This is a genomic window from Methylorubrum podarium (assembly GCF_022179745.1).
Taxonomy (GTDB): domain Bacteria; phylum Pseudomonadota; class Alphaproteobacteria; order Rhizobiales; family Beijerinckiaceae; genus Methylobacterium; species Methylobacterium podarium.
The window spans coordinates 1-3,827 of sequence record NZ_BPRD01000557.1; the positions used below are offsets into that span (position 1 = coordinate 1).

3 protein-coding genes and 1 pseudogene are annotated in these 3,827 nt (G+C 65.6%); 1 reads left to right on the plus strand and 3 read right to left on the minus strand.

What is annotated here, in order from left to right:
* Nucleotides 1-216: pseudogene (locus MFF42_RS23465) on the plus strand (hypothetical protein); the annotation flags it as partial.
* 148 nt (nucleotides 217-364) lie between these two features.
* Here MFF42_RS23465 and MFF42_RS23470 read toward each other — a convergent pair.
* The 3 genes from MFF42_RS23470 to MFF42_RS23480 form a co-directional block, all read right to left on the minus strand.
* Entirely contained in the window at nucleotides 365-1,714 is a 1,350-nt protein-coding gene (locus MFF42_RS23470; protein WP_238258166.1) for a putative porin, read from the minus strand.
* A 79-nt stretch (nucleotides 1,715-1,793) separates the two neighbouring features.
* Nucleotides 1,794-2,630, minus strand: a complete 837-nt coding sequence (locus tag MFF42_RS23475) for a glycine betaine ABC transporter substrate-binding protein (RefSeq protein WP_238258167.1) — start codon at nucleotides 2,628-2,630, stop codon at nucleotides 1,794-1,796.
* 186 nt (nucleotides 2,631-2,816) lie between these two features.
* On the minus strand, nucleotides 2,817-3,668 hold the full coding sequence (locus tag MFF42_RS23480; RefSeq protein WP_238258169.1) for an ABC transporter permease: 852 nt from the start codon (nucleotides 3,666-3,668) through the stop codon (nucleotides 2,817-2,819).
* Nucleotides 3,669-3,827: the final 159 nt, after the last annotated feature.

Below are 3,827 nucleotides of genomic sequence, written 5' to 3' on the forward strand. Positions count from 1 at the left end.
GACTTCCGCTACGAGGGCGTCGGCTCCTATGCCTTCGAAACGGATCAGGGCGCGGCCACGGAGGCGGTGTACCGATTCTTCAACGCGAAGACGAACGGGCACTTCTTCACCATCTCGGAGGCCGAGCGCGATCAGGTGAGGGCCAACCTGCCCGACTTCCGCTACGAGGGCATCGCCTTCTACGCGCCCGATGATGGTGCGACGTTCGTCATCTGAGCGGGCGACGAGAACCGAGGGCGCGGGCAACGGGCTCGCCCCCTTAGGTGGATGGCTGGCGTCCCTTGAAGCGCCGATAGGTCGTGCGGCAGCCGGAATTCAACGGTCGTCGCCGGCAGAGCCGGCAACCATCGTTCGGGACGATGCTCTAGAAATAATAGCCGATATTCATGATGAACCGCGACTTCCAGCGGTTCTCGCCGCCTTGGGCGAGGCCGTTGTTGAACTCGCCGACGCCGACATAGGGGTCGTTCCGGCCGATGGCGGCCTCGGTGTAGATGATCAGGTTCGGGTCGGCCGTCAGCGTCCAGGCCCCGCCGAGGGTGAAGCGCTCGCTGGTCTTGAAGCTCGCCTTGTCCTTGTAGAAGGCGCTGTAGCCGACGAAGGGCACCACGGTGAAGGGACCGATCGGATCGGGAACCTTGTAGGTCACCTCGGTCGACACGAAGTTGCCGTGCGTCGCCAGATTGTACGAGAAGTCGAAGCCGCCGACCGTGATCAGGTCGTTGCGGAAGGGGTTCTTGGGGTCGATGTCCTGGCGGACATAGATGGCCTTGAAGCCCCAGGGGCCGTAGGTGCCCAGCGCGTGCAGGCCTTCGAGCTGCTTGGTGCCGGTCTGGCGCGTGTCGAAATTGTAGATGTCCGAGTGCCAGATCGAGGCGCCGAACGCGAGCGAGGCGGTGTCGTTCTTGAGGACGAAGTACTCGGCCCGGCCGATGAACATGTTCTGCTCGGCGTTGCTGGTCCCGTTCGTGACGTAGGAATCGGCGCGGACGATGTTGGTCGAGTAGCGCGCGCTGTCGAGGCTGAGGCCGAAGGCGTTCGGGTTGGCGCCCGGATAGAAGCCGACCTGATAGTTGAAGTCCGGCTCGACATGCGAGAACTTGACGCCGAAATTGTAGACCTCCTCCAGGCCCATGGTGAAGCCGAGGGTTTCGAGGAAGCTCGTGCCGAAATACGGGGTCAGGCCGAACGGCGATTGGTTGAGGCCGACGGTGATGCTGTCTTCCTTGGTGAACTTGTAGCCGATATAGGCCCACATCGGGAAGTGGACCTCGCCCGGATAGCCGCGATAGCCGTTGCGGGGTCCGTAGATCGAGCTGCCGCCGTAGAACCGGTACTGCGCCGCGCCGAAGATCGTGTCGGAATCGTAGGCGGCCTTGAGCGCGAGGGTGTCGAAGTCGAAATGTTCCGTCGCCTTGCGGACGCCGCCGCGGCTGGCGTCGTCGAAGCGCCAGTCGTAGCGGGCGCGGATGGCGCCGCCGAAGGTGAAGGTGCCCGTGTCGGTCTTGCCCTTCGGCGGCGCCAGATCGAAATTGCTGAGGGAATCGGGCGCGGAACTGGGATCGGGGACCGCGACCGGCTGCTCGCGGTTGACCTGGCTGGGCTCGGCATCGACCTCGACCGGGCGCTGCGCCTGCGCCGCGGCCATCGATGGGCACAGCATCACCCCCGCGGCACAGACCACCAGGGCCGCCGCCAAACCGTTCGCCGTCATGTCCCCCGACCCCTCTTCCTGAGTTCCCGAGCCGCCGTCCGAGCTGTGTCCTGTCGTTCTTCTGTCCCGATCGGTGCGCTTACTTCAGCCAACCATCGACCGTCTCGCGGTGCTGCTTGATCCATTTCGCGGCATTGGCGACGTGGTCGGCGCCCTTCTCCTCGTTCTCCGCCATCACCGCCTCTTCTTCCTTGACGGTGAGCTTGAACTTGGTGAGGATCTTGTAGACCTCGGGCATGTCGTCCTTCAGTCCCTTGCGGGCGAGGGTGTTCACGCTCTCGTCCTCACCGAAGACCTTCTTGGGGTCGGCGAGGTACTTCAGCTCGTAGCGCGCGAACATCCAGTGCGGCGTCCAGGCGGTGACGACGATGTCCTGCTTGCGCCGGATCGCGTCCTTGAGCGCGCTGGTCATCGTGGCGTCGCTGCCGTCGACCAGCTTGACCGGAAGGCCGTAGGCCTTGATCGCGGCTTCCGAGCTCTTCATTAGGCCCGCGCCGGGATCGATGCCGATCACCTTGCCATCGACGTCCGCCGCCTTGGTCTTCAGGTCCTCGATGGAGTTCAGGGGCGAGGAGGCGGGCACGGCCCAGCCGATCTTGGCGCCGGTGACGTTCGGGCCGATCAGTTCGAGACGGTTCTTCAGCTTCTCGTAATAGGCCGCCTGCGTGACCGGCAGCCAGGCCGCCACGCTCGCATCCGCGTCGCCGTTCGCCACGGCCTGCCACATGGCGGCCGCGGCGAGGGGAATCGTCTTCACCTGGTAGCCCTTCTCCTCCAGCACCTGCTTGAGGATGTCGGTGGCGACCACGGCATCGGCCCACTCGACGTAGGCGAGCCGGACCTCCTTGCCCGCCGCCTCGGCCGGCGTCTGGACCAGCGCGAGACAGAGGATCGCTCCAAGAACCGGTGCACGCATAACTAGAACCTTTCAGGTTGGTCTAAGGGTGAGCGCCGATCTTGAACCGAAGTCGAACCTGGGCCTAAGCCCCTCTTGAAGTACCCGTTATCGGGTTTATCAGGAGCGACTCGATCCTACGTCATATGTTTGTTTTGTAAACCGGAGGCGCAATGAGGAGTTGCTTGCGTCCCAAGGCTGTTGTCTTCACGCCACACCGTGAGGACGGGCCCGGGCCGCCAGCGCCTGGGTCACGCGGTCGAGGATGACCGCCAGGATCACGATGCCGATGCCGGCCTCGAACCCGGCCCCCGCCTCGAGCCGCTGGATCGATTGCCAGACCGCGCGGCCGAGACCGCCCGCACCGATCATCGCGGCGATGACGACCATGGAGAGGGCGAGCATCATGGTCTGGTTGACGCCGGCCATGATGGTCGGCAGCGCGAGCGGAAGCTGCACCTTGAACAGCTTCTGGGTCGCCGAGCCGCCGAAGGCGTCCGACGCCTCGACGAGTTCGGTCGGCACGTTGCGGATGCCGAGCGCGGTCAGCCGGATGACCGGGGGCACGGAGAACACGATCGTCGCGAAGCAGGCCGAGACGGCCCCGAGACCGAAGAAGGGGAGCGCCGGGATCAGGTAGACGAAGCTCGGCAGCGTCTGCATCATGTCGAGCACCGGCGAGAAGGCCCGCCACGCCCGCCGGCTGAGCGCGAACCAGATCCCGACCGGGATGCCGATCAGCAGCGCCGCGCTGGTCGCGATGGTGACGAGGACCAGGGTCTCGACCGTGGCCTGCCAGAGCCGCAGGTTCCACAGGAACAGCAGGCCGAGGAGCGTCATGATCCCGATCTTGCGGCCGCCGACGCGGTAGGCGGCGAAGGCTGCGACCGCGATGCAGATCCACGGCGGCACCGCGACCAGGGCGCTGGTCAGCGTGTCGATCCAGTCGGAGACGCTGCGGCTGACGGCCCGGGTCAGCCAGCTGCCATGGTCGGTGAGCCAGTTGAGTCCGTCGTCGCTGAGCGTGTCGAGGGGAAATTTCGGGACGTTCCACTCCATCGATGTGCTCCTGCCGGCTTCGAGAGGGTCGGGGCGCCCGTTTGGGACGATCCGTGCGCGCCCGGGCGCGCGGCGAGCGCCTGTACGACGTCGCGAGAGGTGATGGCGCCGATCAGACGCCCGTCCGCGCCGACGACCGCCACGGCCTCCTCGGCCGCG